Consider the following 24,030-nt stretch of genomic DNA (forward strand, 5'->3'; position numbering starts at 1 on the left):
ATTTTGGACCCACCTGATTTCCATGCCGAACTCAGAAGTGAAACGAAATAGCGCCGATGGTAGTGTGGGGCTTCCCCATGTGAGAGTAGGACATCGCCAGGCTTTTAATTTAAGGTACTTGTTCTGAACGACAAGTATCGGATAAAACAAAAGTTTTATCTCCGTGTGGAGCGGTAGTTCAGTTGGTTAGAATACCGGCCTGTCACGCCGGGGGTCGCGGGTTCGAGTCCCGTCCGCTCCGCCATTTATTTCGAGAGTCGTCTCACTAAACACGAACTTCAGGGGTGTAGCTCCAATTGGCAGAGCAGCGGATTCCAAATCCGCGTGTTGGGAGTTCGAATCTCTCCACCCCTGCCATATTTAAGGCTCTAGTCGAAAGACTAGAGCCTTTTTTATTTCAGAAGCTAAAGAGTATAGCTCTAGAACTCCCTACTGAGGCTATGGAAAGTCTCTAAACAATACCTCTCGAATCGCATTTACGCGCAGTACTGATATATGGTGATAGCCACTTAGCGTGATTAGCCGAGTACTTCCTGTTATTATCGTTGCTTAATTTTAATCATTAGGAAGCAAGCTATGCCACATTTTCGATTTCGAGCGGTAGAGCCCCAAGCTGTGCAAGCCCTATCAAAAACCCTAACAGATGAACTGCAACCGCTTATGAAGTGCCCAAGAGAGGACTTCACGTTTGAGTATATCTACACGACTTTTTTCAGTGAAGGAGAAGTTACTACTTCTTATCCTTTCATCGAAGTGCTCTGGTTCGACCGCGGCCAAGATACTCAGAATAAAGTGGCAAAAGGAATCACTCAGCAAGTTCGTGGAATTGTTGGTGAAGATGTTGACGTAGCTGTTATTTTTTCCGCACTTTCTCCGAATGCTTACTATGATAATGGTGAACATTATTAAGAGGTAAAACAGATGAGGCTGAGTTTTTGTTTGTATTTGAGCATGATATTCTCAGCCTCTGCGAGTTCGAGTCCGTGGGAGAAAGTGTTGACGCCTAGCAATAACCCTTCCTCTGCCATCGGAAGTTATGCAAATGGCTGCTTAGAGGGAGCCTTGCCATTACCACTAGAAGGTAAGGGCTATCAAGTGCTACGTAGTAGAACGAAACGTTACTATGGGCACCCTAATGCGATTGGATTTATTGAAAAGTTAGCACTCATGGCCAGTCAAGATCTCAATACCACTCTGCTAATTGGTGATTTATCTCTGCCCCGAGGTGGGCGTTTCTCTTCAGGTCATTCCAGCCATCAAACTGGGTTAGATATTGATATTTGGTTGCGGTTAGCTGATACGCCGCTTTCTTACAATGAATTACAACTCCCTAAGCCGATGAGTGTGGTCGATCTTAAGAAATATAAGATTTTGGATCATAACTGGGAAGATAGGCACTTTGAATTAATTCGCAATGCTGCCCGGCATGCTGATGTAGCACGAATTTTTGTCCACCCAGTTATTAAGGAGCAACTGTGTATTCAGGAAGGAGCTAACGGTCGCGGCTGGCTACGTAAAGTCCGCCCTTGGTGGGGACATCATTACCATTTTCATGTCAGATTATCTTGTCCTGATTCAAGTAAGAGTTGTATTAATCAAGAGTCTATTCCATTAGGTGATGGCTGCGGACAAGAGCTATCAAGCTGGAAACTTAAAGCTCAGCCTCAGAGCAAAGCGAAGTCAACAGCCTCTATTAAACCAAGTAAAAAGTTAATTCCTTCAGCTTGTCGAACACTTGTTCCCCTTAAATAATCTGTGGCGTTGGCCTCTTTTTCTGTTATCGCTCCTTTCTATCTCTGTTATAAAACTGGAGAAACATCATACTTTTAGCTACAGTGAATATACCAGTACAAAAAACAGCTAATTGGTTCCGATGTATATTATAGAAATCTCAAATAAACAGAGGGTTGGTTGTATTGTTAAGTAGTGGCAGCTCTGCTTTAAGAACTTTTCATTACTTTGATCTGGTTTCTCACAATATGTCTGTGATAAAGGATGAGTGATAACATGGATAAGTGTATTTAGACGGTGTGACGGTAGTGCCTATCTAGAAGTTAATCAAGGAAAAAACCATGACTATGATTTGTGCAAAAGAATTTGCAGAGTGGTTAAGACACAGATTTAGCAGTGATACCAAAGGGGTCTTATTGACTCGTGAAGATGTTAATCACCTGACGGGACGTCAGCGCCTTGCCCCTGGGTTTGTTAATGATGTGCATTACGAGCTGATGCAATATGGAATGGCTTTCGTGACGGATACGAGTCGAGAAAATTTTTATCTAGTGCCTGTTTCACAGGCTGAAAACTGGCGGGAGAGGCTAGAGTATCAGTTCGAAAAAGAGCTATTCTGTAATATCTACCCTATTGAAAAGTCGGGTTAAAAAAAGGTTCAACTTTGAATGCAAAGTTGAACCTTTCGAATTTACGCTAACCCTTGAATAATCACGAACTTCTCAAGCAGTTGCTCTTCTGTTTCTACATGATTTGGGTCTGTGATAATGCATTTTGTTATAGGGCAAACCGACTGGCAGGTTGGCTTTTCGTAATGCCCCTTACACTCTGTACATAGCGCGGGATCAATCTCGAAGATACTATCACCCATGGTGATTGCGCCGTTTGGGCACTCAGGATCACACATGTCGCAGTTAATGCACTTATCAGTAATAAGTAGTGCCATGATTACTTACCAGTTGGGTTACGGGTGTCCTGACCTGCATTTAAATTACGCATTAACAGGCCATATTCTAGGTCCATGTCTTGCGGTACGGGAATGAATACGAAGTGACCGTTACCTTTTGCGTCTTCAATTGATTCTGACTTACGATTTTCCATCGCTTCTAGTGTAAAGACCACGTTGCCTTTTGGTGTCATTAGCTCAAGGCTATCACCTACAACGAATTTGTTCTTCACTTCGACTTCCGCCATATCGCCACGACGTTTGCCTGTGAACTCACCAACGAATTGTTGAGCATCAGATACAGAGTAGCCGTAGTCGTAGTTCTGGTAGTTATCGTGTGTATGACGACGTAGGAAGCCTTCTGTGTAACCGCGGTGAGCTAGGCTTTCTAGCGTGCTCATAAGGCTCTCATCGAATGGACGACCAGCAACTGCGTCATCGATTGCTTTACGGTAAACTTGAGCGGTACGTGCGCAGTAGTAAAATGACTTAGTACGGCCTTCGATTTTTAGTGAGTGAACACCCATCTTAGTTAGACGCTCAACGTGTTGGATCGCACGTAGGTCTTTCGAGTTCATGATGTAAGTGCCGTGTTCGTCTTCAAACGCTGCCATTTTTTCTTCTGGGCGGTGGCTTTCGGAGAGCAATACAACTTCATCAGTTGGTTTGCCACGGCCAATGGTTGTCTCTGGGCGTTCGTCTTGAACTTCTACCGCTTGAGCTTCGTTTGGATCGAAGGCTTCCACTATTTGGCCAGAGTCGTTTTCTTTGCCTTGTTCGACTTTATATTCCCAACGACATGCATTAGTGCAAGTACCTTGGTTAGGATCACGTTTGTTAATGTAACCAGATAGTAGGCAACGGCCTGAGTAAGCCATGCAAAGAGCACCATGTACGAAAACTTCTAGTTCAGTTTCAGGACAGTGCTCACGAATTTCTTCGATCTCTTCTAGAGAAAGCTCTCGAGAAACGATAACACGCTCAACGCCATTTGCAGCCCAGAACTTGACTGTCGCCCAGTTAACCGCGTTCGCCTGAACAGACAAGTGAATCGGCATTTCTGGGAATGCTTCGCGAACCATCATGATCAGACCTGGGTCAGACATAATCAGTGCGTCTGGGCCCATCTCTACCACTGGTTTTAGATCGCGGATGAAAGTTTTCAGCTTTGAGTTGTGTGGTTGAATGTTGCATACCACATAAAGCTTTTTGCCTAGGGCATGCGCTTCATCGATACCAATTTTTAGGTTTTCGTGATTGAACTCGTTATTACGTACACGAAGGCTGTAGCGAGGTTGGCCTGCGTATACCGCATCTGCGCCGTAGGCGAATGCGTAACGCATGTTTTTAAGGCTACCTGCAGGAGATAGTAGTTCAGGTACGAATGTTTTCTCTGTTGTCATTGTTCAATTCTCTTATATCTGATCACAAGTCAGGCCAATTCCACCTTATGGAAATGGGGCGAAAATTTTACGTCAAAATGTGACCTATGACTAGGAGAATTGTAGTTTAGATAAACAAACGCCCTCGCTGATGGTGAGGGCGTAATAGTTACAGATGGCGCTATGTTACGCGTTTGGGTTTGGCAGGCCGCCTAGTGCTTCGTATAGGTTTGGCAGGAAAGCACTGAATTCACCGCACATCAATGAGAAGTCTGCATCGAAGCGTGCTGCTTGATCTTCACGTGGGATATCATCGTTTTGATCTTTTAGCTCGTCAGAGAACTTTAAGCGTTTGATGGCAGAATCTTCCGCCATGATGAACTCAATACGGTCTTGCCAGTTTAGCGCTAGCTTAGTGACCACTTTATCTGCTGCGATATGGTTACGGATTTCATCCGTTGTCAGCTCTTGTTTCTTACAACGGATCACACCACCTTCTTCCAATACTGATTTCAGCTCTGCTTCATCCATCATAGCGATCCCTTGCGGCGTGTCGCCGGTCTTCACCCACTGAGTCAGTGTGGTTTCAATGGCTACTTCTGGAATAGCAGGTACAACAGGTAGGCTACCCATCGTCTTGCGTAATAGTGCCAATACGTCTTCTGCTTTTTTGTAGCTGCTCGCATCGACAAGGATAAAACCTTCTTTTGGCATGATCAGAACGTAAGTGTGGCTGCTGCGGCTAAATGCACGGGGCAGTAGATCCATTACGATGTCATCTTTTAAGTTGTCTTTCTCTTTCTTTTTAAGAGGGCGACCTTCTTGTGCTTCCATTGCATCGACTTTTGCGTTCAGAGAATCTTTGATCACGGATGCGGGTAGCATTTTCTCTTCTTTTTTCGCACATATCAGAATGCGGTTTTCAGAAACGTGCGTCATCATGTCGCCATGTCTGCCCATTGCGCTAACCCAGCCAAATTTTTGTTTATCTTGGCTGCCACAAGGGGTGAATCGGAACTCCGCTAGTTGAGTTTCCAGTTGTTCGGCGTTGAAGTTAACCTCGCGGTTAACACGGTATACCAGCAAGTTTTTAAACCACATAAATCTTCTCTAGGCTTGATGACGAGGTGCTAATAATAGGGAATTTTCCTGCTGATGTCCCAATAGAAATGAAAAATATCAGAATGAATCTCAAAAGAAACTTATATGAAAATTTGTTTTCAAAGGTCACAAAAGTGTCATAATTGGTGGTAATAATGCTTATGCACTGAGGGGCGCTTTGTCCTTAAATTCATTAGCTCAACTAACATAAGGTTATTCAATTATGTCGAGAAGGATTCTGGTTGTTGAAGACGAAGCTCCAATTCGTGAAATGCTATGCTTTGTACTTGAACAGAAAGGTTATCAAGCAGTAGAAGCAGAAGATTACGATACTGCGGTAACTAAACTAGCTGAACCCTTCCCAGATTTAGTTCTGTTAGATTGGATGCTACCGGGTGGTAGCGGCATTAACTTCATCAAACACATGAAGCGTGAGGAGTTAACCCGCAACATTCCGGTTGTGATGCTAACCGCGCGCGGCGAAGAAGAAGACAAAGTTCGAGGTCTCGAAGTTGGCGCTGACGATTACATCACCAAGCCTTTCTCGCCGAAAGAGTTGGTCGCTCGCCTGAAAGCGGTTATCCGCCGAGTGACACCGACGGCCCTAGAAGATGTGATTGATGTACAGGGCCTGAAGCTTGACCCGGTCTCTCACCGTGTAACCGCAGGGGATGAGCCGGTAGATATGGGACCAACAGAATTCAAAATGCTGCACTTCTTCATGACTCACCAAGAGCGTGTTTACAGCCGCGAACAGCTACTAAACAACGTATGGGGCACCAATGTCTATGTTGAAGATCGTACGGTTGATGTTCATATTCGACGTCTGCGCAAAGCTTTAGAAGCCGCCGGTCATGATAAACTGATTCAAACTGTTCGTGGTGCTGGTTACCGTTTCTCAACTAAGGCATAACATTATACACGGCTTATCAATACCATTTCGGGAGTAATGAGTGGTTGAAAGATTAAATTGGAAAAAGCTGGCCTGGGAGCTGGCTTTTTTTTACACCCCGTGGGTGATTATTGGTTGGATGTTTGGTTATATGCCGTGGTTGCTTTTGGCCGCTACGGCATTGCAGCTTGTGTGGCATTTGCATAATCAGGTACGCCTGTCGGCTTGGTTATGGGATGAGAAACGACTTACACCACCTTCGGGTAGTGGGAATTGGGAGTCTTTGTTTAATGGTTTGTACCGATTACAACAACGCCAACGTCGCAAGCGTAAAGAACTTACTAATTTAATCCGTCGTTTCCGCAACGGCGCTGAATCTTTGCCGGATGCGGTAGTAGTTTTTCGTGCCGAAGGTAATATTGTTTGGTGTAACAAGCTTGCACAACACCTGTTAGGTTTTCACTGGCCTGAAGATTCTGGGCAACCTATCTCTAACCTTATTCGTACCCCAGATTTTATTAAATATATTAGCAAGCAAGATTTCTCTGAACCATTGGAAATGCGGTCACCATTGAATGTTGAACGCATGCTGGAACTACGTATTGTGCCGTATACTGAAGGTGAACACCTAATGGTGGTGCGAGATGTCAGTCAGTTAAAACAGCTTGAAGGTATGCGTCGTAACTTCTTTGCTAACGTTTCTCACGAACTTCGGACACCAATGACTGTATTACAAGGTTATCTAGAGATGACCGAAGACCCGGACATGATCGTTGGCCCGATGTGGACCAAAGCTCATGGAGTGATGACCGAGCAATTGAATCGTATGAACAGTTTGGTTAGCCAACTTCTTACGTTATCGAAGATCGAAGCGGCGCCAATGCATGAGCTAGAAGACGTTGTTAACGTTCCAGGAATGCTCGAAGTCCTAGAAAAAGAGGCTGTGAGCTTGAGTGGCGATAAACAACATAAGTTGAAATTTGACGTTGATGACAAGTTGCGTGTGCTTGGCGATGATGACCAACTGCGCAGTGCGATTTCAAACTTGGTTTACAATGCCGTGAAATACACTCCCCCTGGCGCAAGTATTCATGTGCGTTGGTACCAAACACCTCAAGGTGCTTGTTTAGAAGTGGTAGATAGTGGGGATGGTATAGAGCCGCAACACATTCATCGGTTGACGGAACGTTTCTATCGGGTCGATAAAGCGCGTTCTCGCGACACTGGTGGGAGTGGGCTTGGATTGGCGATCGTAAAACATGCATTGAGTCATCACGACTCTCATTTAGATATTCTTAGTGAAGTTGGCGTGGGCAGTAAATTCTCATTTGTACTTCCAAGTCGTTTGGTGGTGAAGTGATGGGGTGGGGTCAACAAGCATTGAAAGGGATAAGCCTTGTAACGCTAATGCTCAGTAGTGTGCTCTTTGCACAGGATAAGCCACTACCTAATTATCAAAAAACAACCGGAATAGCAGGTAACCTACTGTCAGTTGGCTCCGATACGCTTGCAGGCATGACGACTCTTTGGGTGGAAGAGTTTAAATCGATCTACCCAAATATTAATGCTCAGGTTCAAGCGTCAGGATCTTCGACTGCGCCACCCGCATTAACCGAGCAAACGGCACAGTTTGGCCCGATGAGCCGTCCAATGCGATTACGTGAAATAGAAGCTTTTGAACGTGTGCATGGTTATAAGCCTACCGCTCTGCGGGTGGCGATTGATGCTATTGGTATTTTTGTTCATCAAGATAATCCCATCAAAGGGCTCAATTTCAACCAACTCGATGCAATGTTCTCAGCAACATTACGCTGTGGTGAAAGTGAGTTTATTACCAATTGGCGTGAGTTAGGGATTAAAACGGAGTGGGCAAAGCGCAACTTACAGCTGTTTGGGCGTAACTCGGTTTCTGGTACCTATGGCTATTTTAAGAGTAATGCGCTGTGCGGTGGGGATTTTAAAACTCGAGTCAATGAGCAGCCAGGTTCCGCGTCGGTTGTTCAATCAGTGGCTTCAACCATCAGTGGTGTTGGTTATTCTGGTGTTGGCTATCGTGTTGCGGGGGTAAGACTGGTACCCGTTGCCAAAAGTGGCACCGATTACGTCAATCCAACTCGAAAAAATATCGTATCAGGTAAGTACCCACTATCACGTTACCTTTACGTATACATAAATAAGCACCCAGATTACCCATTGAGTCCAATTGAATCTGAGTTTATTCGCTTTATTTTTTCAGAGCAGGGGCAAACATTGGTCGCAAAGGATGGCTATGTGCCAATTTCTGCGGAGTTGGCGGCGCAAGAGTTAAAAAAAGTCGGCTTATAAACCGACTTTTGGTGAGCATATAGCTTTAAAGGATGAGCTTCCATCCAGCGCTCTCCCAGCGCAACTGCTCTTCTTGTAAATCGGCATCCAACAACTTATTTTCTTCTAGCCAATCGTCGTTACGGCAAGTGAGGCGCCATTCATCGCCTTTAATCGATAGCTTAAGCTCTGGTAATGGATCATCGTTGCGCTGTCCATTTATGACTATCGCTAGTCGTAATATTTTAATTAGATTTATTATGTCACTCTGTTTGTAAAGGTTGAACTCTGGTAACTCATTGAGTTTAAGAGACTTGCGCTGAAAACGTGCCAATGTTGCCAGTACGAGCTGCTGTTCTCGGTTAAAACCCGGTAGTGTAGAGTGTTGCAAGATGTAGAAGGAATGGCGGTGGAAACCTCTTAAGCTGATGCTTAAGCCTACTTCATGGAGCAATGCGGCCCATTCAAGCAAATCGAACAATTCACTTTTCTTTTTGATTCCTAGCTCTGAGTGTATGTCTGACAACCACTCTTTCGCGTGACCTTTGACTCGAACTGCATGCTCGATATCAACCAGATGTTTCTTCGCTAAGTTCTCGGTGGTGCGCATGCGAATGTCAGAGCGGGCAAAGCGCTCTTCCATCTCATACAATAAGCCTTCTCTTAATGCACCGTCAGAGAAAGACATTTGAGTGATTTTTAGCGATTGGAAGATGGCGCAAAGAATGGCGACGCCTGCGGAAAATACGGGTTTGCGATCGTCGGTAAGCCCTATGAGGTCGATGTCGTCTATCGAATCATATTCAGATAGGTTATCGATCAGTTTTCCAAGCCGTTTACTGGTAATTAAACCATCCTCATACCCCAAACCGATCAATACTTCACTTATTGCTTTGATCGAGCCAGAAGAACCTAGAGCGATGTCCCAGCCTTTCTTTCGGTACTTACTGGCAATGGTTTCCAGTTTTTGCTCGGCAGCCAGCATTGCTTTACTGAGGTTTTTTCGTGACAGTTTTTTATTACTGAAAAATTGTTCAGTAAAACTGATGCAGCCCATCTGTTTGCTGTTTAGCAAGCTAGGCTCAAATTCGTGTCCGATAATTATCTCGGTACTGCCACCACCAATGTCGACCACGAGTTTAGAATTGGATTCAACTTGAGTGTGCGCGACACCAAGGTAAATCAAACGAGCTTCTTCTTCTCCAGAAATGATTTCGATAGGAAAAGGTAAGGCTGCTTTCGCTCGCTGGATAAATAAGTGCGCGTTGTTGGCTCTGCGTAGCGTATGGGTAGCGGCAATTCTTACATTGGATGTTTCGAAACCTTGCAGTCGCTCGGCAAACATAGCGAGGCATTCTAGCCCTCGCTCCATTGCAGCATGGCTAAGGTTGAGTTCGTCATCGAGCCCTGCGGCTAAACGAACTCGCTGTTTGTGCCGACTCACCAGTTGCAAATCGCTTCCAACCACTTTTGCCACAACCATATGGAAACTGTTTGAACCGAGGTCAATAGCTGCAATATGGCGCACATCTTTTTCAAGTATCTGAGGCATTGGATTTTTGTTTTCTAGTTTGCTTCTCTATATTTTTAAGATAGTCGTAGATGGCAACTTGTGAGCGAACTTTTTTACGATTACCACGCGGTACGTATGAGTTTGTCATCTCTTTATCTATCAAGCGTGCTTTTACCGTATCGGTAAAATGGATGTTGGTGATGTCAATGATTCGCTGCTTCAAGCGTGGATTACGAATGGGGACCGCCACTTCAATGCGGTGATCGATATTTCGCGTCATCCAGTCGGCAGAAGAGATGTAAACCTGTGGATCGTCATCATTATGAGTAATCACCACTCTCGGATGCTCTAAGAAGCGATCGACAATACTGATGATACGTATGTTCTCACTGACCCCTTCCACGCCGGGAACTAAAGAGCACATACCACGAATAATCATGTTGATCTTCACGCCAGCATTGCTCGCACCGTAAAGTTTGTTAATAAGCCCTTTATCAACCAAGTTATTAACTTTAATCGTCAGTGCCGCTTTTTTTCCTGCTTTAGCATTGGTAATTTCACCATCAATCAGCCGGTATAGCTGTTTGCGCGAATTACGCGGTGAAACAATCAGATGATCAAACCGAACAGGGCGGTAGGGATTTTCAATATAGCCAAAAACGTTGCGGACTTCGTTGGTAATTTCTTGGTCTGCAGTGAGTAACGAATAGTCGGTATATATACGTGCTGTATTTTCGTGAAAGTTGCCCGTTCCGATATGAGCGTAGCGGATGATCTCATCTTCTTCTCGGCGACTGATCAACAATAGCTTAGAGTGAATCTTCAGTCCTGGTGTACCAAAAACGACATGTACCCCTGCGTCAGTAAGGACCTTCGACCACTCAATGTTGGCTTCTTCATCAAATCGCGCTTGCAGTTCAACCACAACGGTAATGTTTTTTCCGTTGTGCACGGCGTCAATCAAAGAGTGCATTAAGCGAGAGTCTTTTGCTACTCGGTAGATGTTGATTTTTATGCCGAGCACCTTGGGATCGAAAGAGGCCTGACGAACGAGCTCAGTAATATGATCAAAGGTGTGGTAGGGATAATATAGGAGAATATCTTTGGCTTTGATGGCTTCAAAGCTATTCGCGTACCCCTCAAAGTCAGCACACTTCATTGGTGGTAACGGTTTATTCTCCAAATACTCTCGCCCAACGTTTGGAAAACCAATGAAATCTTTAAAGTTGTGATAACGACTGCCAGGTATCAAACTGTCATAGTTAGAGATTTGCAGCTTTTCGCACAAAAAATCGAGCATTTCTGTCGGCATCCCACGCTCATAGACAAATCGAACCGGCATTGCTGTCAGACGTTGACTCACCCCTTCAGACATCTGTTCGAGCAGGCTGTATTCGATCTCCAAGCGTAAATCGTAATCCGCATCGCGTGTCATTTTCATGGCATAGCCGTTGAGTTTGTCGTAGTCGAAGAAGCCTTTAAACAGATCGTCCAAGCAGTAACGAATAATATTATCGAGCAAGATGATGGTTTTGCGACGTTTCCCTTTTTGTTCTGGCACCATGACAAAGCGCGGTAGATGGTCGGTAGGGATTTCAATCAGTGCGTATTGGGATTGCTCGTTTTTACGCAGGTCAATGGCGATGTAAGCATATTCATCTTTTAGGAATTGCAGTACATCGATTTCCTCTTTCATTAACAGAGGAGTGATGTGTGGCATGACCTCGTTACGAAAATACTTGGTAACCCAACATTGTTGAGCTTCATCAAGTTGGTTTTCATTAACCAAAAAGATACGACGACGAGCCATTTCTCGGATCAGCTCGTTGTATAAGTCATCAAATAGATCATTAAGCCTCAATGCTTTAGTTTGCATCTTGCTTAAGAGGTGCTTAGAGTTGTCACTGATACCGCGTTCTTGATTGATCAAGATCCGGCGTTTAACATCGGCAAATCGTACTTTGTAAAATTCATCTAAATTGTTGGAAAAGATGCCGAGGAAACGAATCCGTTCAACCAAAGGGACGGTTTTATCGGCAGCTTCTTGTAACACTCGCTCATTGAAGGATAACCAACTAAGCTCTTTTTCGATATACAGCTTTTCTGCACTCATAACCTTACCTAGCTTAAAAAGATGTAATCCGTAATCATCGAAGGACAAAAGATGAGTAAGACACTATTGATTTTTTGTTGCACTTTTGTTTCATATTGCGTCTGTGCAATAGTTGCATTCTTTTCAGTTGTTTAATGCGATCTGTAATACAATTGTCATCTTAATGACATAATCTAGTACTAAGTCAAAAAAGGTAGAGAGACAAATGGCACAGGCCGAATTTTCATTGCAGCAAAAAGATAAAAAACGACGGATAAAAGATCGTTTAGTTCGACTTGCAGTGACATCCGGTGGTGTTGGCGTTCTTGCCGCTCTTGTGTTGATTTTTGTTTATCTTGCGATGGTGACCATTCCTCTGTTTTCTGATGCAGAGATCGAAACCAATTACGCCTCTCGTACGACCCAAAGTGGGAAGCCTCTCGCCATTGCTGTCGATGATTACTCTCAAATCGGTTTGGTACTCACTCAATCCGGTGAAGTGCGCTTTCTCTCATTAGACGATCCTACGAAGCCCGTTTTATACACCCAACAAATAGCCAATAGCCCAGTCGCTTTTGCGAAATCATCCCCGGGGTTAGGCTGGTATGGTCTGGTCGATGAGAAGGGGGAAGCGCATCTCTTTAAACCTGAATTTAATGCCACACTGAGAGAGAATACACGCCCACCAGAAGTGATTGAGTTGCATCCCCAAATGGACATGCAGCTTACGGATAGTTCTGATCCCGTAGCATCATTTGCTTTTAGCACTTCACCAAATGCTCATACTCTAGTATGGCAAACACAAAGTGGTTTGCTTAAAGCTCGTTGGCAAGAACCCAAATTATTAGGCTCGCCGCCTGTAACAGTGGATTACACCTTTTCATCCGCTTTCGATACGCCAGAGCAGATGCTGCTGACCCCAGACGGTCAAATACTGTATTTACGCAATGGTTCAGAGCTTATTGTACTGATTAAGCAGCACGATAAATTTACGGTTCGTGAAGTGATCGATTTAACTCAGGGTGATAAGAACCATTCCGTTAGAACCCTCGATCTTCTCGCTGGTGCGTACTCACTGCTGGTGACCCATAATGACGGTCGAGTTTCTCAGTGGTTTGACACTCTACAGGGAGAACGACGTACACTTACTCATATCCGTGACTTTAAGCTGGCATCTGAGCTGAAGTATTTGTTGCCGGATTCACACCGTAAAGGTTTTTACAGCTTTTACACGAACGGTACATTACAAAGCCACTACACCACGAGTGAGAAATTGGTGTTGTTCGAGCGTGCCTATCAACAGGCTCCTACCTTCGCGGCGATGTCGAATAATGAGCGCTACTTGATCACCTGGCAGGACGATGAGCTTAGTGTGACGGCTGTCGATAACCCATATCCAGAAGTGTCTCTTTCCTCTTTATGGCAAAAAGTTTGGTATGAAGGTTATCCTGAGCCGAAGTTTGTTTGGCAGTCGACCTCCGCGAGTGACAATTTTGAGGCAAAGTTCAGTTTAGTGCCCATTGCGTTTGGTACCATCAAAGCGGCGATGTTTGCGATGCTATTTTCCGTGCCTTTAGCGGTGTTAGGGGCGATATACACCGCCTATTTTATGTCGCCGCGTATGCGCAGAGTTGTGAAGCCTTCAATTGAGCTTATGGAAGCCTTGCCCACGGTTATTATCGGCTTTCTGGCTGGTCTTTGGTTTGCTCCTATTGTTGAAGACCATTTGATCACCGTAATGGTTTTGTTGTTTATCCTACCGCTGAGTACCATGGTGATGGGTGGGGTGTGGGCATTGATTCCACAGCGCCTGCGTAATCGGCTTCCTAACGGTTGGCACGCTCTAGTGCTGATGCCTGTTATTCTGTTGCTGATTGGTCTAGGCGTGTGGCTATCACCAAGCATAGAACAAATATTTTTTGCAGGGGACATTCGTTTATTCCTTACTGAGCACGGGATCGGGTTTGATCAGCGCAATGCACTGGTCGTCGGTTTGGCGATGGGCTTTGCTGTGATTCCAACAATTTTTACTATCGCAGAAGACGCGATTTTCTCCGTGCCAAAGCATTTATCTGATGGTTCGTTAGCGCTTGGTGCGACCCCATGGCAAACGTTGATTTATGTGGTTCTTCTAACGGCCAGCCCAGGTATATTTTCTGCGGTCATGATGGGGTTAGGCAGAGCGGTTGGAGAAACGATGATCGTTCTTATGGCGACGGGGAATACGCCATTAATGGATTGGAATGTTTTGGAAGGGTTACGTAGCTTGTCGGCAACGATTGCTGTGGAGCTCCCAGAGTCAGAAGTGGGCAGTTCGCACTATCGCTTGCTGTTTCTTTCTGCATTAATTTTGTTCGTCTTTACCTTTGCCGTGAACGCGCTAGCTGAGTTGGTCCGTCAGAGATTGAGAGACAAATATCGTGCGTTGTAGTGGACTAAAAAAAGAGCGAGTAGTCGTGTGTTAAATTGGATTCGTTCTGGCGCACCTTGGATATGGTTAACGGGAGGGGCGGTGAGTATCAGCTTACTCTCCGTTTTAGGCTTGTTGCTATTGATTGGTTGGAAGGGGTTGACCTACTTCTGGCCAGCGCCTCTTTATCAATGGAATGTTGCTGCACTGACACCGGTGCAGGACGAAGTGCTGCAGGAAAACTCGATTCTGGTTGGTCAGGTTTACGAGCACAACTTCGTACCAAGGAGTTACCTACCAGAAGATGCTGCGAAAAAACTGGCTCATGATGAAGAGTTTGCCACTCGCCTTAACATCAAAATTGCTAACCGTGAGCTTTATCCCGCGGATTTTATCTCGGTATTGAAGATGCAGCTTGATGAGCCAACCACGCCGGATGAGTGGGCGGTGATTGAGCGCAGCAGTGGTGGATACTTTTTCGGGAAGTTCATTGCGTTTAAAGATGGCGACATCCGTTACGAGAATGACATTCGGACACGGCTCAATAAAAAGCTGGAAGATGCAGAGACCCTACGTCATGAAATCGATATGCTGGTGGATGACCAAGTGAAAGGGTTAGGTTGGCAGTTAGAGCAATTGCGTTTAGATAAACGCAAACATGAGCTCAATGACACCATTACCAACGAATTCCTTGTGAAGAACAGTATCCAAAAAGCCAATATTGAAAAAGAGTTGACTCAGCTTGACGCTCAGATTGATGGCTTACGCCTCGGGTTTTCTGACTATGCATTGATCGTTGAGGACATGACAGGCACACAAGTCGCCATTCCCCTAGAAGATATTTTGGATTACTGGTATCCAAACCAAATGTCGTTGCCGGAGAAGGTCGGACATTGGGGCAAACAAGTATGGAAGTTTTTGTCGCAAGACCCGCGTGAGTCTAACTCCGAAGGTGGGGTTTTCCCTGCGATATTTGGCACGGTATTCTTAGTCATTATCATGTCGATTATTGTGATGCCGTTGGGTGTGATTGCGGCCATTTATCTACACGAATACGCGAAAAATAACGCATTGACTCGAATCATCCGCATTGCAGTGATAAACCTTGCGGGGGTGCCGTCAATTGTTTATGGCGTATTTGGTTTGGGCTTTTTTGTTTACACGATCGGTGCGTCAATCGACAATGTTTTCTATGCGGAACGCTTACCTGCGCCGACATTTGGTACGCCAGGTTTATTGTGGTCAGCATTAACGCTTGCGGTATTAACATTACCTGTTGTGATTGTGACGACAGAGGAAGGCTTAACTCGTATTCCAAGCTCCGTGCGACATGGCTCTTTGGCGTTGGGAGCGACACAGTTTGAAACCCTCTGGCGGGTGATATTGCCGATGGCAACCCCAGCCATCATTACCGGTTTAATTTTGGCGATAGCGCGTGCTGCAGGAGAGGTTGCGCCATTGATGCTGGTAGGCGTGGTAAAATTGGCGTCAAGTTTGCCGGTTGACGGACAATTTCCTTACGTGCATTTAGACAGAAAGTTTATGCATTTAGGCTTTCATATTTATGATGTCGGCTTTCAGACATCGAATATCGAGGCCGCGAGACCCTTGGTTTACGCAACGTCTTTCTTACTCGTGACCGTCATTGTCGGACTAAACTTAACAGCAATCAGTATTCGAAATAATCTGCGCGAGAAATACAGAACATTAGGACAAGATTAAGCATGTTTAACTTTGATAATACATTGGGTTACGAGCCGCCATTAGATGTGCACAACCTAACGAATGAACAAACGGCGATCTCGATTGAGAATCTTAATCTTTTCTATGGTCAGACACAGGCATTGTTCGATATTTCCATGCGTATTCCTAAAGGCAGGGTGACTGCATTTATCGGTCCGTCGGGTTGTGGTAAATCGACATTGCTACGCTGCATAAATCGTATGAACGACTTAGTGGAGGGGTGTAAAGTTACGGGGAAGGTGCGTTTGCATGGCCAGAACGTTTACGATCCAAGTGTCGATGTGGCAACCCTAAGGCGCCGCGTTGGAATGGTATTCCAGAGACCCAATCCTTTTCCTAAGTCTATCTATGAAAATGTCGTGTATGGTTTACGCTTACAAGGCGTAAAAAATAGGCGAACCTTAGACGATGCAGTAGAACGTTCGTTACGCGCAGCGGCACTTTGGGATGAGGTAAAAGATCGTCTACATGAAAATGCCTTTGGCTTATCAGGGGGTCAACAGCAACGTTTGGTGATTGCACGAGCAATTGCGATCGAGCCAGAAGTGTTATTGTTAGATGAGCCGACATCGGCTTTGGATCCGATATCAACTTTGACCATTGAGGAGCTTATCAATGAGCTCAAGACCCAATATACTGTCGTGATCGTTACCCATAACATGCAACAGGCAGCAAGAGTTAGTGACCATACCGCTTTTATTCATATGGGAAAATTGATTGAATATTCCGATGCGGATTCGATCTTTACGTCACCAATGAAGAAACAAACCGAAGATTACATTACCGGTCGTTATGGTTAAGTCTCGACCTTGCGCAAAATAAAGGACAAACATGCATTTTGGACGCCATATTTCTGGGCAATTTAACGTAGAACTAGAGTCGATTCGTACCCATGTATTAACCATGGGGGGCTTGGTTGAGCAGCAACTATCGTATGCCATTCAAGCTTTGAATAGGGAAGATGTCGAACTGGCGCGTAAAGTGGTGCGTGATGATCACAAAGTGAATGCTATGGAAGTGTCCATTGATGATGCCTGCACGCGTATCATTGCTAAGCGACAACCGACGGCGAAAGATTTACGTTTGATTATGGCAATCATTAAGACCATTACTGACTTAGAACGCATTGGTGATGTGGCGACTCGTATTGCCAGAGTGGCGATTGAGAGCCCCGCCTCAAAAGAACGCCAATTTCAAGTATCACTAGAACCATTATGCCGTCAAGCGATTCAGATGCTACACCAAGTGCTCGATGCGTTTGCACGTATGGATGTGGAAGCGGCTGCGGAAGTGCATAAATTGGATGACAAGCTGGATGCCGAATATGAAGCGGTAGTTCGTCAATTGATGACTTATATGATGGAAGACCCGAAAAATATTCCACACATTCTGCAAGTTATGTGGTCTGCACGCGCTATCGAACGTGTTGGCGATCGATGCCAGAATATTTGTGAGTACATTATTTACTTTGTGAAAGGTAAAGATGTGCGCCATCTTGGCGATCAAAGCATTGATGATGCATTAAAATAGTATTAAACACAGCGTTTGACATTTTAGTATTACAGACGAAGACCAAAACCCACAGAGAACTGTACGGCAGTGTCGGTAAAGGTGTGGGTTTTATCGTCTTTAAAGATATCGAGATCTGCACCAGCTCTTACCGAGAGAATCGAATTGACTTGATACACATACGCGCCACCAATACTCAATCCTGTCGTATCTCTTTGTTCCTCCCTGTATTTTCCATCATAAACCGCAGTGCCTATACTGGCTTGAAACCCCATCAGAGGTCGATGATCAAACCAATGTTGAAAGCCGACGCGGTATGCATCAATGGTTTCATCAAAGTTACCGCTTTTATAAGTGACTTGTGAGTAGTCAAAGTACAAGGCATCAAAACCCGCGATATCATTGGTTCCGAGTTGGATACCTGCCCCACGAAATGAGCCAATTTTGACTTCTGGCGATATAAATAATCCAGCAGAGTGAGCGGAAATGGGCGCGAGAATAAGCGTGAGTAAAGAGAGAGTGTGTTTCATATATCTACCTAGATTACGCCATCCTTGGCAGTGGACTTCTTTATTAGACTCTTATTTGAATGTGAATTGTACACCGACACCGCCAGCCATTTCAGACGATGAATATTTACCAGAAGACTCGTAATGGAACGTGCCAGATAAGCTCACTTGATCGGTTAAGCCATACGCACCACCTAAAGCTACCGCTTCTTTACTGCCTGCGAAACCAATGCCAGCGCCAATAGCGAGTTCACCATTTGTCGCATACGGGCGAGCATTGGTAACCGCATGCAAACTTGCACGAATCCCATCCATTTGCTCGGCTTGTTGATTCAAACGGTAATCGTACTCCACTGCTAGATTTTCAAGATTGTGTAAGCGATCGTCCGTAGGATTGTTCTCAATTGGGTTTGATGGCAACTGAGGGGTTGGGCGATCCGGAATACTCGGAATACCGTTATCTTTTTCCGGCAGTGTTGGTTGCTCTGGGGCCGCTTCGACTGGTGGCGTTGGTGGCATGTCTGGACGTGGACGATCAGGCACTCCAGGAACACCGTTGTCAACCTCAGGAAGAACAGGTTGTTCAGGTACCCCTTGAATAGGATTTGTTGGGATACCTGGATTCGGGCGGTCAGGAATAACCGCAGAAAACGAACCAAATGAAGCAAGTAGGGTGCAAGCCGCGGTTAACTTAGCAATCTTGTTTGTCATGTCTGATCTCTCAATAAGTAAACGAGGAACAGCATCCATACTGTAAGCAATCGCTTTTCTATCTCCCTTTTGAAGTAGGGCTATCTTATTGAAAAGTTTGATTTATGGCTAAGTGGCAATTGTTATCTTGGTGATAATTAAATCTTATCAGTTTGTAGTTGTAGACCTTGCTGAATAAGCTCTGCTAACCACTTTACAAGAGGATTGTTGCGGTTTCGAACGTGCATGTGGCAATGCACAGACTTCGTTTGTAATTGATCATCGATAATTACGTCTAACGCTCTTAAACCAGGAAATTGATCGATTGGAAATAAGTTGGAGTGGGGCAAATACATGTCGGTATGTTTGATTACATCAATGATTGCCATAACGAACTCTGAGCGAAAACCAACCGTATGCTCTATATCCATTTGAGTGAGTAGGTGAGAAGCATAGCTGAACTTGTCGTTCCATCCTGGAGAAATTAACGACGCGATGGGATAGCCAGTTAAGTCTTTAGGTTCGACGTGTGACTTGGTGATTGGGTGACCTTCACGAACAAAAATTCGTCCTTTCAAATCGAGTATTTTAGGCGCATAAATTTCTTTGTTAGTAAGGAGTAACTCGTAGTTTACTCCCATGAGGGTTTCCCCCTTTAAGATTTCATCCACAGTGCTGTTTGACCAGCCGACCAGTTCAAGTTGGGCATTTGGGGCGAGGGTTCGCATCTGTTCGAAGAGAAAGCCGGGCAGGCAAGTCATCGTAATAGGGGCTAGTGCGATACGGATTTTATTATCGACTTCTGCTGGTTCAAACTGATGAGAACGGTTAACCGCCGCCGCTAAACCATCAATATGAGGGGTAATAGTATTCGCAAGAGATTCTGCAAAAGAGGTTGGCTCAAGACCTGTTTTTACTTTCACAAACAGCTCGTCATCGAAGTGATTACGCAGTTTTTGTAATGCTTGACTGATCGCGGGTTGAGAGACGAACAGACGCTGCGAAGCTTTACGCATATTTCGTTCTTGCATTAATACCAAAAAGGTTTTGAGTAGATTTAGGTCAAGGTTAATAAACAGGTCTTTTGCCATGGTTAATCTCTAATATTTATCCGGAACAAGCATCTGATCCCCGATAGGTGCTCTAATGTAACCTTCTTTATTTAATTCTGGTAACTCTATCTGAGAGTATTTGATTTCTTGGTAATCAATTTGACTGAGTAAATGACTGATGCAGTTTAATCGAGCTTTCTTTTTATCGTCAGAGGGAACGACCCACCAAGGGCTGTTTTTGGTGTCTGTGTAAGCAAACATTCTGTCTTTGGCTTCGGAGTATTCCGCCCAGCGGTTACGAGATTCTAAGTCCATTGGGCTGAACTTCCAGCGCTTGATCGGGGTATGAATGCGTTCTAAGAAGCGTTTTTCCTGCTCTTCATCTGATACTGAGAACCAATATTTTATGAGGATGATGCCAGAGCGTAACAACATGCGCTCAAACTCAGGACAAGAGCGGAGAAATTCTTCGTATTGATCGTGAGTACAAAAACCCATGACTTTCTCTACTCCAGCACGGTTGTACCAACTGCGGTCAAATAGCACGATTTCACCTGCCGCAGGCAAATGGGCGACATAGCGCTGAAAGTACCACTGTGTTTTTTCTTTTTCTGTGGGGGCGGGCAGTGCAGCAATGCGGCAAACACGAGGGTTAAGTTTCTCAGTAATGCGTTTAATGACACCACCTTTGCCTGCAGCATCTCGCCCTTCGAATAGAACCACGACTTTGAGTCCTTTGTGTTTGACCCACTCTTGCAGTTTCACCAGTTCAATTTGCAGCGCTTCGAGTTCTTCTTCGTATTCCTTTTTCTTTAGCTTTGGCATAGTCCCTCCCGTCCTTAGTTATCAATATGTTAGCATTCGATAACTAAAAACGGGATTTGAACGCCTTTAATTGAGAGCGGTTACCGTTTTTGCGATAGCTTCAGTGCTGGTAATTGGAATCGTAAAGTCATCCATATCAGCAGCGCCCATCTTGCTTTGTTCGGCGATAAAGATCATGTGGCTTGGTCGTGTTGTTTTTCCGGAAAGATGGATTTCACCCACGCCAGTTTGCTTAATTAATGAAGTAACATTATTGGCATTGACACCCGCACCGGCCATGATCGCAATGCGCCCTTGTGCTTGTGTAACCAGCGCTTGGATAATCTTAACACCCTGCGGCGCAGAAGGTGCTAAACCAGAAGTCAGAATGCGTTCACAGCCTAAGCTAATCACTTTTTCTAAAGCTTTTTCAGCGTCACGACACTGGTCAAAGGCACGATGGAAGGTCACGCCTAAACCAAGCGCTTGAGCAAATTCACACAGCGCTGTGGCATAAGGCATATGGATATCACCGTCTTGAGTCAACACACCGAGTACGACACCGTTCAAGCCTGCTTGTTTGACGGCTTCAATATCCCAACGCATCATTTCGACTTCTTCCTCACTGTAGAAGAAGTCGCCTTGGCGTGGGCGAATCATCGCGTAAACCGGAATGGTAGAGCGTCTAGCAGCTTGCTGCATAAAGCCGTAGCTTGGGGTTAAGCCACCTAAAGCGAGAGAAGAGCAGAGTTCGATGCGGGTTGCACCGCCAGTAATCGCATTGTGAAGAGATTCAATGTTATCAATACAGACTTCAAGTTGAGTGTTCACGAGGCTGTCCTGAATTGTTGTAATTACAGCAAATACTAGCAGGACGTAAAGGGGGAATCTGCACTGAGACAGAGGGAAATAGAGGTAAAATTTTTGCGTGAGGCTTGCCTCTTTTGCTGTTAAAAAACGCAGATAAAAAGAAAGCCCAGAGCGACTCTGGGCTTTTTTATGACTTTACTTAGACTGATTGGCGTTTGCGATTTTTCCGCGATAGCTTTTGCTTTATATACATCCAACCAACACGCCCGTTGAGCTTGGGCTGTGTAGTCTATTACTTACTTAGGTCGCTTGCGTACTCAGATAGGAACGCTGCAACACCTTCTGGAGATGCGTTCATACCAGCTTTACCTTCTTCCCATTGTGCTGGGCATACTTCGCCGTGCTTCTGGTGGAAGTTTAGTGCATCAACCATGCGTAGCATTTCATCGATGTTACGGCCTAGTGGTAGGTCGTTTACGACTTGATGACGCACAAGACCATCTTCGTCGATTAGGAAAGAACCACGGAAAGCAACGCCTGCTTCTGGGTGCTCAACATCGTATGCTTTACAGATTTCGTGCTTAACGTCAGCAACTAGAGGGTATTGAACTTGACCGATACCGCCATCTTCGATAGCAGTGTTACGCCATGCGTTGTGAGAGAACTGAGAATCGATAGAAATACCGATTACTTCAACACCTTTAGCTTGGAAATCAGCTAGACGGTTGTCGAATGCGATTAGCTCAGATGGGCAAACGAACGTGAAATCTAGTGGGTAGAAGAATACTACTGCTTTCTTACCTTTAGTGAATTCTGCAAAGTTGAAGTTATCAACGATTTCGCCGTTACCTAGAACAGCTGCAGCAGTAAAGTCAGGGGCTTGACGACCTACTAGTACCATTTTTTGCTCCTAAAAATTTTTGGTTAGCTTCAAACCTAATTCAGTTATTTAGGTTTAGTCCGTGTTTGTACGGGACAAACTATAGTACAGATTGTACTATTGAAAAAAGCGAAATAAATAGATTAAGTTAATCGAAAAAAGCGATAATAACAAAACTATTACCTCGATCACTGAAACAGCATTAGATACAAATAGAATTATGAATAAATGGCCTAGCTTGAAGCAGTTACACTACTTGGTCACTTTGCATGAAACACGTCATTTTAGCGATGCCGCTGAGCGTTGTTTTGTCAGTCAATCTACGTTGAGTAAAGGGATTCAAAACCTTGAAGAGTTGATTGGTTGCCCGCTATATGAAAAAAAAGACAAAAAAAGCCCACTGGTTTTTACGCAAGCTGGAGAAATGGTGGTTCAGCAAGGTCGAGAGTTATTGGCAAAAGGTCAAGATTTGGTTGAACTGGGGCTTTTATGTCAAGGTGGCGATATGGAGGGGCAACTTAAGGTGGGCTGTATTCCGACTATCGCACCTTTCTTATTGTGCGATCTCGTTCAAGAGGTGAACTACCGTTTCCCACAACTGAACCTTCTATTAAGAGAAGATACGACGACAAACTTATTAAAAGCTCTACGTCATGGTGAATTGGATGTGTTGATTCTTGCGCTTCCTGTCGAAATTGAGGGCATGGAAAGTCGAGTGGTAGGTCAAGACCCATTTCGTATGGTGATCAGTGCGAATCATGTGGATTCGGTTCCTGTGCCGATTAGCTATGCGGACTTGCCCAATGAATCGGTGTTTCTTTTAGAGAAAGAGCACTGCTTAACGGAACACGCGGTTTCTGCGTGTAAGTTGACTGAAAAAGACAAAATTAATCCGTTTACGGCAACTAGCCTTCATACTTTGGTACAAATGGTGGCAAATGGTCTGGGTACAACGTTTATCCCGCAAATGGCCATCGATCACGGTTTGCTTCATAACCAAAATTTGGTGGTGATTGATCCCCCAGGTCAGCAAGCGTATCGCGATATTGGTTTGGTGTGGCGTCCAAGCTCGTCACGAACAAACACTTTCAAGCAATTGGCAGAAGTCGTCTCTGAACTGCTTTAGCTATTAGTATTAGCCTACAATATCCGATTCAACATCTAAAAGCGCACTATAAATAGTGCGTTTTTTAGCATTTTATTCTGCATGCAAACTTTGACTTGTAAAATTTCACAGACGAACTTTCATGAAGCTTTCATAAAATAGTGAAATTTTACAATGTTCATTTTACACAACTGCTTGTATAGCGCGTTTAAGTTGCGTTTCACTTCCTCCTTCTAGCCCTTGTGAATACAAGGATTTTTCTCTCACCTTACTATTCATACGCTTGTTTGAATTCAAAAATAACCTGTAAAATTAATGTAATTAAATTACGTAATAACTTACAAATTAAGTTGAAAAATCAAACGCTTGTTTGATACCGGATAAAACTTTGAATTTAATGTTTTGTTTACTTAAGGGGTTTCGCTTAACTCTTTGTTGAGTTAGCTTAATTAAAGGCTTGTAAGACTTATGTCTAGATTGAAAAAGCAATTCAGGTTGCGCAAGATATAGACACAATGAAGCGAAGTGAACACCAAATCAATGGATGTAATTTGTTG

Annotated in this window: 21 protein-coding genes, 2 tRNA genes, 1 rRNA gene and 1 pseudogene; 14 read left to right on the forward strand and 11 right to left on the reverse strand. The window is 44.5% G+C overall.

Annotated elements, in window-relative coordinates; all coding sequences use genetic code 11:
• From rrf to AK966_RS16815, 6 genes are all read left to right on the forward strand, one after another.
• Positions 1 to 102 (forward strand): 5S ribosomal RNA (gene rrf, locus AK966_RS16790); the annotation flags it as partial.
• Positions 103 to 167: 65 nt separating this feature from the next.
• Positions 168 to 244: transfer RNA gene (locus AK966_RS16795), tRNA-Asp, on the forward strand.
• A gap of 36 nt (positions 245 to 280) precedes the next feature.
• Positions 281 to 357 (forward strand) — tRNA-Trp (locus AK966_RS16800).
• A gap of 219 nt (positions 358 to 576) precedes the next feature.
• Positions 577 to 909: a DUF1904 domain-containing protein gene (locus AK966_RS16805; protein ID WP_119464579.1), complete on the forward strand. Its 333-nt coding sequence runs from the start codon at positions 577 to 579 to the stop codon at positions 907 to 909.
• A gap of 12 nt (positions 910 to 921) precedes the next feature.
• The gene (mepA, locus tag AK966_RS16810) at positions 922 to 1,752 is read left to right on the forward strand and encodes a penicillin-insensitive murein endopeptidase (protein ID WP_119464580.1); all 831 of its coding nucleotides are present in this window, start codon (positions 922 to 924) and stop codon (positions 1,750 to 1,752) included.
• A 320-nt stretch (positions 1,753 to 2,072) separates the two neighbouring features.
• On the forward strand, positions 2,073 to 2,381 hold the full coding sequence (locus AK966_RS16815) for a hypothetical protein (protein WP_099080649.1): 309 nt from the start codon (positions 2,073 to 2,075) through the stop codon (positions 2,379 to 2,381).
• Between the two features lie 41 nt (positions 2,382 to 2,422).
• On the opposite strand, the gene AK966_RS16820 is transcribed toward AK966_RS16815, so the two are convergent.
• The 3 genes from AK966_RS16820 to rdgC form a co-directional block, all read right to left on the reverse strand.
• Positions 2,423 to 2,677 (reverse strand): YfhL family 4Fe-4S dicluster ferredoxin, encoded by a 255-nt coding sequence (locus AK966_RS16820; RefSeq protein WP_005445273.1) that lies wholly within the window; start codon positions 2,675 to 2,677, stop codon positions 2,423 to 2,425.
• 2 nt (positions 2,678 to 2,679) lie between these two features.
• Positions 2,680 to 4,080 (reverse strand): tRNA 5-hydroxyuridine modification protein YegQ, encoded by a 1,401-nt coding sequence (gene yegQ / locus AK966_RS16825; RefSeq protein WP_099080648.1) that lies wholly within the window; start codon positions 4,078 to 4,080, stop codon positions 2,680 to 2,682.
• A gap of 165 nt (positions 4,081 to 4,245) precedes the next feature.
• Positions 4,246 to 5,160 carry a recombination-associated protein RdgC gene (gene rdgC / locus AK966_RS16830; RefSeq protein ID WP_099080647.1) on the reverse strand — a complete coding sequence of 305 codons (915 nt, stop codon included), beginning with the start codon at positions 5,158 to 5,160 and terminating at the stop codon, positions 4,246 to 4,248.
• Between the two features lie 223 nt (positions 5,161 to 5,383).
• On the opposite strand from rdgC, the gene phoB reads away from it, so the two are divergent.
• Genes phoB through AK966_RS16850 form a run of 3 tightly spaced genes read left to right on the forward strand, consistent with a single transcriptional unit; the run spans position 5,384 to position 8,377 of the window.
• On the forward strand, positions 5,384 to 6,073 hold the full coding sequence (phoB, locus tag AK966_RS16840; protein WP_099080646.1) for a phosphate regulon transcriptional regulator PhoB: 690 nt from the start codon (positions 5,384 to 5,386) through the stop codon (positions 6,071 to 6,073).
• Positions 6,074 to 6,113: 40 nt separating this feature from the next.
• Complete coding sequence (gene phoR, locus AK966_RS16845; protein WP_099080645.1) at positions 6,114 to 7,412, forward strand: phosphate regulon sensor histidine kinase PhoR; 1,299 nt, start codon at positions 6,114 to 6,116, stop codon at positions 7,410 to 7,412.
• A complete protein-coding gene (locus AK966_RS16850) occupies positions 7,412 to 8,377 on the forward strand; it encodes a PstS family phosphate ABC transporter substrate-binding protein (RefSeq protein WP_099080644.1) in 966 nt (321 codons plus the stop codon). The genes phoR and AK966_RS16850 overlap by 1 nt, the downstream gene beginning before the upstream one ends.
• 25 nt (positions 8,378 to 8,402) lie before the next feature.
• Here the strand turns inward: AK966_RS16850 and ppx are convergent, their stop codons facing one another.
• Both ppx and ppk1 read right to left on the reverse strand, forming a co-directional pair.
• Positions 8,403 to 9,908: an exopolyphosphatase gene (ppx, locus tag AK966_RS16855; RefSeq protein WP_099080643.1), complete on the reverse strand. Its 1,506-nt coding sequence runs from the start codon at positions 9,906 to 9,908 to the stop codon at positions 8,403 to 8,405.
• Positions 9,892 to 11,982 carry a polyphosphate kinase 1 gene (gene ppk1 / locus AK966_RS16860; RefSeq protein WP_099080642.1) on the reverse strand — a complete coding sequence of 697 codons (2,091 nt, stop codon included), beginning with the start codon at positions 11,980 to 11,982 and terminating at the stop codon, positions 9,892 to 9,894. The genes ppx and ppk1 overlap by 17 nt, the downstream gene beginning before the upstream one ends.
• 205 nt (positions 11,983 to 12,187) lie before the next feature.
• Here ppk1 and AK966_RS16865 point away from each other — a divergent pair, with 205 nt between their 5' ends.
• The 4 genes and pseudogenes from AK966_RS16865 to phoU all read left to right on the forward strand — a co-directional run bounded on the left by AK966_RS16865 (position 12,188) and on the right by phoU (position 17,644).
• Positions 12,188 to 14,392, forward strand: coding sequence for an ABC transporter permease subunit (locus AK966_RS16865; RefSeq protein WP_099080641.1), 2,205 nt, complete (start codon positions 12,188 to 12,190; stop codon positions 14,390 to 14,392).
• A gap of 324 nt (positions 14,393 to 14,716) precedes the next feature.
• Positions 14,717 to 16,093, forward strand: a pseudogene (pstA, locus tag AK966_RS16870) (phosphate ABC transporter permease PstA); the annotation flags it as partial.
• 2 nt (positions 16,094 to 16,095) lie between these two features.
• On the forward strand, positions 16,096 to 16,914 hold the full coding sequence (gene pstB / locus AK966_RS16875) for a phosphate ABC transporter ATP-binding protein PstB (RefSeq protein WP_099080639.1): 819 nt from the start codon (positions 16,096 to 16,098) through the stop codon (positions 16,912 to 16,914).
• A gap of 31 nt (positions 16,915 to 16,945) precedes the next feature.
• Complete coding sequence (phoU, locus tag AK966_RS16880) at positions 16,946 to 17,644, forward strand: phosphate signaling complex protein PhoU (RefSeq protein WP_099080638.1); 699 nt, start codon at positions 16,946 to 16,948, stop codon at positions 17,642 to 17,644.
• A 29-nt stretch (positions 17,645 to 17,673) separates the two neighbouring features.
• Here phoU and AK966_RS16885 read toward each other — a convergent pair whose 3' ends face one another.
• From AK966_RS16885 to AK966_RS16910, 6 genes are all read right to left on the reverse strand, one after another.
• On the reverse strand, positions 17,674 to 18,153 hold the full coding sequence (locus tag AK966_RS16885; protein ID WP_099080637.1) for a hypothetical protein: 480 nt from the start codon (positions 18,151 to 18,153) through the stop codon (positions 17,674 to 17,676).
• Positions 18,154 to 18,204: 51 nt separating this feature from the next.
• Positions 18,205 to 18,843, reverse strand: coding sequence for a YadA C-terminal domain-containing protein (locus AK966_RS16890; RefSeq protein ID WP_099080653.1), 639 nt, complete (start codon positions 18,841 to 18,843; stop codon positions 18,205 to 18,207).
• Positions 18,844 to 18,980: 137 nt separating this feature from the next.
• Positions 18,981 to 19,913: a LysR family transcriptional regulator gene (locus tag AK966_RS16895; RefSeq protein ID WP_099080636.1), complete on the reverse strand. Its 933-nt coding sequence runs from the start codon at positions 19,911 to 19,913 to the stop codon at positions 18,981 to 18,983.
• Between the two features lie 9 nt (positions 19,914 to 19,922).
• Positions 19,923 to 20,699, reverse strand: a complete 777-nt coding sequence (gene ppk2 / locus AK966_RS16900) for a polyphosphate kinase 2 (RefSeq protein WP_119464582.1) — start codon at positions 20,697 to 20,699, stop codon at positions 19,923 to 19,925.
• 66 nt (positions 20,700 to 20,765) lie between these two features.
• A complete protein-coding gene (locus AK966_RS16905) occupies positions 20,766 to 21,509 on the reverse strand; it encodes a copper homeostasis protein CutC (protein ID WP_119464583.1) in 744 nt (247 codons plus the stop codon).
• A 271-nt stretch (positions 21,510 to 21,780) separates the two neighbouring features.
• Entirely contained in the window at positions 21,781 to 22,389 is a 609-nt protein-coding gene (locus tag AK966_RS16910; RefSeq protein ID WP_099080633.1) for a peroxiredoxin C, read from the reverse strand.
• A 199-nt stretch (positions 22,390 to 22,588) separates the two neighbouring features.
• On the opposite strand from AK966_RS16910, the gene AK966_RS16915 reads away from it, so the two are divergent.
• On the forward strand, positions 22,589 to 23,494 hold the full coding sequence (locus tag AK966_RS16915; RefSeq protein WP_099080632.1) for a hydrogen peroxide-inducible genes activator: 906 nt from the start codon (positions 22,589 to 22,591) through the stop codon (positions 23,492 to 23,494).
• Positions 23,495 to 24,030: the final 536 nt, after the last annotated feature.

It is taken from the genome of Vibrio sp. PID23_8 (genome assembly GCF_003584965.1).
Lineage (GTDB): Bacteria > Pseudomonadota > Gammaproteobacteria > Enterobacterales > Vibrionaceae > Vibrio.